This is a genomic window from Bradyrhizobium sp. PRIMUS42 (assembly GCF_023006515.1).
Taxonomy (GTDB): domain Bacteria; phylum Pseudomonadota; class Alphaproteobacteria; order Rhizobiales; family Xanthobacteraceae; genus Bradyrhizobium.
Map to the genome: position 1 here is coordinate 1 of NZ_JALBGZ010000427.1, position 5,630 is coordinate 5,630.

The 5,630-nt window shown below is 64.9% G+C and carries 4 protein-coding genes and 1 pseudogene; 4 read left to right on the forward strand and 1 reads right to left on the reverse strand.

Annotated elements, in window-relative coordinates:
• From MOV75_RS25575 to MOV75_RS25590, 4 genes are all read left to right on the forward strand, one after another.
• On the forward strand, positions 1 to 1,507 hold a 1,507-nt coding region (locus MOV75_RS25575), incomplete at its 5' end, for a CopD family protein (protein ID WP_247006811.1).
• 144 nt (positions 1,508 to 1,651) lie between these two features.
• Positions 1,652 to 2,971, forward strand: coding sequence for a proline--tRNA ligase (gene proS, locus MOV75_RS25580; RefSeq protein WP_246925825.1), 1,320 nt, complete (start codon positions 1,652 to 1,654; stop codon positions 2,969 to 2,971).
• Between the two features lie 90 nt (positions 2,972 to 3,061).
• Positions 3,062 to 4,342: a lipoprotein-releasing ABC transporter permease subunit gene (locus MOV75_RS25585; protein ID WP_246925828.1), complete on the forward strand. Its 1,281-nt coding sequence runs from the start codon at positions 3,062 to 3,064 to the stop codon at positions 4,340 to 4,342.
• 7 nt (positions 4,343 to 4,349) lie between these two features.
• Positions 4,350 to 5,054, forward strand: coding sequence for an ABC transporter ATP-binding protein (locus MOV75_RS25590; protein ID WP_018320184.1), 705 nt, complete (start codon positions 4,350 to 4,352; stop codon positions 5,052 to 5,054).
• A gap of 83 nt (positions 5,055 to 5,137) precedes the next feature.
• Here the strand turns inward: MOV75_RS25590 and MOV75_RS25595 are convergent.
• Positions 5,138 to 5,630, reverse strand: a pseudogene (locus tag MOV75_RS25595) (alcohol dehydrogenase); the annotation flags it as partial.

The following is a 5,630-nucleotide window of genomic DNA, read 5'->3' on the forward strand; positions in this document are numbered from 1 at the left end:
CGCCCTTGCGCATGCGGCGCTCGTCTCGGTCGAGCCGTCGAGCGGCAGCATGCTTGCGCGTGCCCCAAAGGCGGTGGAGCTGCGCTTCAACGAGACGGTGACGCCGGGCGCGATCCGGCTGATCGACGGTGCGGGCAGGGCGCGGAACGATACCCGTGTCAGCGCATCGGGCGAGACGATTTCGGTCGCGATGCCGGCGGACCTGCCTGAGGGGACCGTGGTCGTCAGCTATCGCGTGATCTCGCAGGACGGCCATCCCATCACGGGATCGGTGACCTTCTCGATCGGCATGCCGACGGCGACGAAGCCTCCGGCCGCCGCGGATAACAGGTTGGACGTGCTGATCTGGTTGGCGCGGATCGGCCTCTATGTCGGACTGTTCGTCGGAATCGGCGGCGTGTTCTTCGCGCGCTGGGTTGCGTGGTCGATGATCGGCACGGCCGTTCCGCGCCTGGCGCTCGCGATCGGCCTTCCGAGCGCGGTGGTCTCCGTTGGCGTATTGGGCCTCGATCTCCTCGGGCTGCCTCCGACCGCTCTTGCGACGGCCAGCCCCTGGAAGGTCGCATTTGCGACCAGCGCAGGCCCTGCCTTGATCGTTGCCCTCGCAGCCACGCTGTTCGCATGGATGGCGCTGCGCAGCGCATGGTACGCGCGCGCTTTTGCGATGATCGCATTCATCGGTGTCGGTCTGTCGCTCGCCATGACCGGGCACGCCGCAACGGCGCCGCCGGAGGCGCTGACACGACCGGCGGTCTTTCTCCATGGCCTCGCTGTTGCCTTCTGGATCGGCGCTCTCGCGCCGCTGGTCGCGTTGGTGTCGAAGCCGACGACGGCGACGATCGCCGTCGTGAGCCGCTTTTCCCGCGTTGCCGTGCCGGTAGTCGGAGCTCTGGCATTGACCGGCCTTGGACTCGCGATCGTTCAGCTGGAGAAGCCGGCTGCGCTGATCGAGACGCGCTATGGCCTCATCCTCGTGGTCAAGCTGATGTTGGTCGCAGTGTTGCTGGCGCTTGCCGCGTTCAACCGCTTTCGCCTGACCCCCGCACTCGCAGGAGCTCGCAAGGTCGCGGCCGCCCTCAAGCGCTCGATCCTGCTCGAATGCGCCATCGCTCTCGCCATTCTCGCCGTGGTCGCCGGCTGGCGCTTTACGCCGCCGCCGCGGACCATCGTTCCGGAGACGCCGCTGGCGATCCACATCCACAGCGACAAGGCGATGTTCCAGGTCCTGGTCTCTCCGGGCAAGGCGGGGCTCGACGATTTCGTGCTTCAGCTCATGACCGGCGAGGGGACGCCGCTGGCGGCCAAGGAGGCGACGTTGACGCTGAGCCTGCCCGAACGCGGCATCGAGCCGATGGAGCGGAAGGCCTCGCGAGGGGCGGACGGCTACTGGCATGTGCGCAAGGTGGAGCTTCCCTTTGCCGGCCGCTGGCATGTGCGGATCGACGCGCTGGTGACCGACTTCGAGCAAATCACGCTCGAAGATGAACTCGACGTCACGTTGCCGTAAGGCGCAGTTTAAGCAGAACCTGAAGTCCGACGGAAAAATGACAGGAATTCCGTTGCCTTAGCGGCTTTTCCTCATTCCCGGTCTTGTGTTTTCGCTCTCAATCCGGTTTCACTGCAGGCGATCACTGATTCCCAGAGTATTGCCATGCGGTTGTCGCGGTTCTTTCTGCCCATCCTGAAGGAAAATCCGAAAGAGGCGGAGATCGTCTCGCATCGGCTGATGCTGCGCGCGGGCATGATCCGGCAGGAGGCGGCCGGCATCTATGCCTGGCTGCCGCTCGGCTTCCGCGTGCTGAAGAAGATCGAGCAGATCGTGCGCGAGGAGCAGGATCGCTCCGGCGCGCTGGAACTGTTGATGCCGACGCTCCAGCTCGCCGACCTCTGGCGCGAGAGCGGCCGCTACGACGCCTATGGTCCGGAGATGCTGCGCATCGCCGACCGTCACAAGCGCGAGTTGCTGTACGGGCCGACCAACGAGGAAATGATCACCGAGATCTTCCGGGCCTATGTGAAGTCCTACAAGAACCTGCCGCTGAATCTCTATCATATTCAATGGAAATTCCGCGACGAGCAGCGTCCGCGTTTCGGCGTGATGCGCGGCCGCGAGTTCCTGATGAAGGACGCCTATTCGTTCGACCTCAACGAGGCCGCGGCGCGTGTTGCCTACAACAAGATGTTCGTGGCTTACCTGCGCACCTTCGCGCGGATGGGGCTGAAGGCGATCCCGATGCGGGCCGAGACGGGCCCGATCGGCGGCGACCTCAGCCACGAGTTCATCGTGCTGGCCGAAACCGGAGAATCCGGCGTCTTCATCAATCGCGACGTGCTGGACCTGCCGGTGCCCGGCGAGGACGTCGATTATGAGAGCGACCTGACGCCGATCATCAAGCAGTGGACCTCGGTCTACGCTGCCACCGAAGACGTCCACGACGCCGCGCGCTTCGAGCAGGAAGTGCCCGTGGACAAGCGGGTGAACACCCGCGGCATCGAGGTCGGGCAGATCTTCTATTTCGGCACCAAATATTCGGACGCGATGAAGGCCCTGGTTGCGGGTCCCGACGGCGTCGACGTACCAATCCATGGCGGTTCCTACGGCGTCGGCGTCTCGCGCCTGCTCGGCGCCATCATCGAGGCCTGCCATGACGATGCCGGCATCAAATGGCCGGAGGCGGTGGCACCGTTCCGCGTGTCGATCCTCAACCTCAAGCAGGGCGATGCTGCCGTCGATGCGGCCTGCGAGAAGCTCTATGCCGAGCTCACGGCCAAGGGCGTTGACGTGCTCTACGACGACACCGACCAGCGCGCCGGCGCCAAGTTTGCCGCCGCCGACCTCATCGGCATCCCCTGGCAGATCATGATCGGGCCGAAGGGGCTCGCCGACGGCAAGGTCGAGATCAAGCGGCGAAGTGACGGCTCCCGCGAGACCATGTCGCCTGCGGACGCGGTCGCAAGACTTGTGGGCTGATAAGGGTGGTCGGCTGAATATTGTTCATCGCGCGAGATCGCGGCCGCCAATCCGGCCACATTTGACCCCGAATCATGGGATTATCGAGCGATGGATGAGACCATGACCGAAACCGTGCAGACCGCGCCTTTTGCGCCATTCGAGTGGATGCTGTCGGGGCGCTATTTGCGGGCGCGCCGCAAGGAGGGATTCATCTCGGTCATCGCCGGGTTCTCCTTTCTCGGCATCATGCTGGGCGTGGCGACGCTGATCATCGTCATGGCGGTCATGAACGGCTTCCGCAAAGAGCTGCTCGACAAGATCCTGGGGCTGAACGGCCACATCCTGGTCCAGCCGCTGGAATCGCCGCTGACCGACTGGAAGGACGTCGCCGACCGCCTCAGCCAGGTCCAGGGCATCCGGCTCGCCGCGCCCGTGGTCGATGGTCAGGCGCTGGCGTCATCGCCGTGGAACGCCTCTGGCGTGCTGGTGCGCGGCATTCGCTCCGACGACCTCAACAACCTCACCTCGATCGCCAAGAACATCAAGCAGGGCTCGCTCGAGGGCTTCGACGACGGCCAGGGTGTCGCGATCGGCCGGCGCCTCGCCGACCAGCTCTCGCTGCATGCCGGCGACAGCATCACGCTGGTGGCGCCGAAGGGCGCGGTCACGCCGATGGGCACGACGCCGCGCATCAAGCCGTACAAGATCGTTGCCGTGTTCGAGATCGGCATGTCCGAATACGATCTCGGCTTCGTGTTCATGCCGCTCGCCGAAGCGCAGGCCTATTTCAACCGCAGCAACGACGTCACCTCGATCGAGGTGTTCACCACCAACCCCGACAAGATCGACGCCTTCCGCAAGGCGGTGACGGAGGCCGCGGGCCGTCCGGTCTTCCTGGTCGATTGGCGGCAGCGCAACTCGACCTTCTTCAACGCGCTCCAGGTCGAGCGCAACGTGATGTTCCTGATCCTGACCATGATCGTGCTGGTCGCGGCGCTGAACATCGTGTCCGGCCTGATCATGCTGGTGAAGGACAAGGGCAGCGACATCGCGATCCTGCGCACGATGGGCGCCTCGCAGGGATCGATCATGCGGATCTTCCTGATCACGGGCGCCTCGATCGGCGTGGTCGGCACGATGGTCGGCTTCTTCGTCGGCCTCGTGATCTGCCTCAACATCGAATCGATCAGGCAATTCCTGTCCTGGCTGACCAGCACCGAGCTGTTCTCGCCGGAGCTCTATTTCCTGTCGAAACTGCCCGCCGAGATCGACGTCGGCGAGACCACGGCCGTCGTCATCATGGCGCTGACGCTGTCGTTCCTGGCGACGCTGTATCCGTCGTGGCGCGCCGCGCGCCTCGATCCCGTCGAAGCGCTCCGGTACGAGTGAGGGGCTGATGGAGCAGCAGCAGGGGGCTGAAGATGTACCGGTCATTTATCTCCACGAGATAAAGCGGCAGTACTTGCAGGGCGAGGTGCCGCTGACGATCCTCGATGGCGCCAAGCTCGCGCTGTGGGCCGGCCAATCGGTCGCGCTGGTCGCGCCGTCGGGCTCGGGCAAGTCGACGCTGCTGCACATCGCGGGGCTGCTCGAAGCGCCGGATTCCGGCGAGGTCTACGTCTCGGGCGCGCCGACCTCGCAGCTGCCCGACATCGAGCGCACGCAGCTGCGCCGTACCGATATCGGCTTCGTCTACCAGTCGCACCGGCTGCTGCCGGAGTTCTCCGCGCTCGAGAACGTCATGATGCCGCAGATGATCCGCGGCCTCAAGAAGTCCGAGAGCGTCAAGCGCGCCAAGGAGATCCTCGGCTATCTCGGCCTCGGCGACCGCATCACCCATCGGCCCGCCGAGCTGTCTGGCGGCGAGCAGCAGCGCGTCGCAATCGCGCGCGCGGTTGCCAATGCGCCGCGCGTGCTGTTTGCGGACGAGCCGACCGGCAATCTCGATCCGCACACCGCCGATCATGTGTTCCAGGCGCTGATGCAGCTCGTCAAGGCAACCAAGGTCTCGATGCTGATTGCGACTCACAACATGGAGCTCGCCGGCCGCATGGACCGGCGCGTCTCGCTGTCGAACGGCCAGGTGGTCGAGCTCGAATAGAAACGCGAAAACAACCCCATGCACAGTAGCCAAGTGCCTGGTTGGACTGACGAAAAAAGTTGGCGACGGCGCTCCCCGAATGCTCAGGGCCTGATCACCGTCATTTTGAACGGTCCGCCGTTGGCGGCGGCATGAGCGATGGCTTCGTTGGCATGATCGAGGTCGAAAGCCGTGGTCTTGTACTCGTCGAGCTGCAACAGACCCGACCGGACCAGCGCGATCAGGCGGCTCGCGGCGTCCGGCGGATACATCCAGACGCCATGAATGCTGATGCAGTTGCGCATGATCCAGGGGTAGGGCAGCTCGAGCCCCGGGCCGCCCGCCATACCGACGCCGCCCATCAGCACGACGCGTCCATAGGGGCGCACCGTCATGACCGCCGCCCGCACGACGTTGGTGCCGACCGAAGGCGGCATGATGTCGAACACGCAATCGACCGGGCCTGATGCGGCGCGCTTCATGCTTTGGCGGTCGTCGTCCTCATTGCCGGTGAGTTTCACCGGCTTCACGCGAGCGCCGAAGCGGCGGACGAGGTCGGCCAGGATCGCCTCGTTGCGGCCGGGCGCGACCACGCAG

Coding starts and splice junctions, on each gene's coding strand:
- proS (WP_246925825.1), top strand. CDS start 1,652: ATGCGGTTGTCGCGGTTCTTTCTGCCCATCCTGAAGGAAAATCCGAAA.
- MOV75_RS25585 (WP_246925828.1), top strand. CDS start 3,062: ATGGATGAGACCATGACCGAAACCGTGCAGACCGCGCCTTTTGCGCCA.
- MOV75_RS25590 (WP_018320184.1), top strand. CDS start 4,350: ATGGAGCAGCAGCAGGGGGCTGAAGATGTACCGGTCATTTATCTCCAC.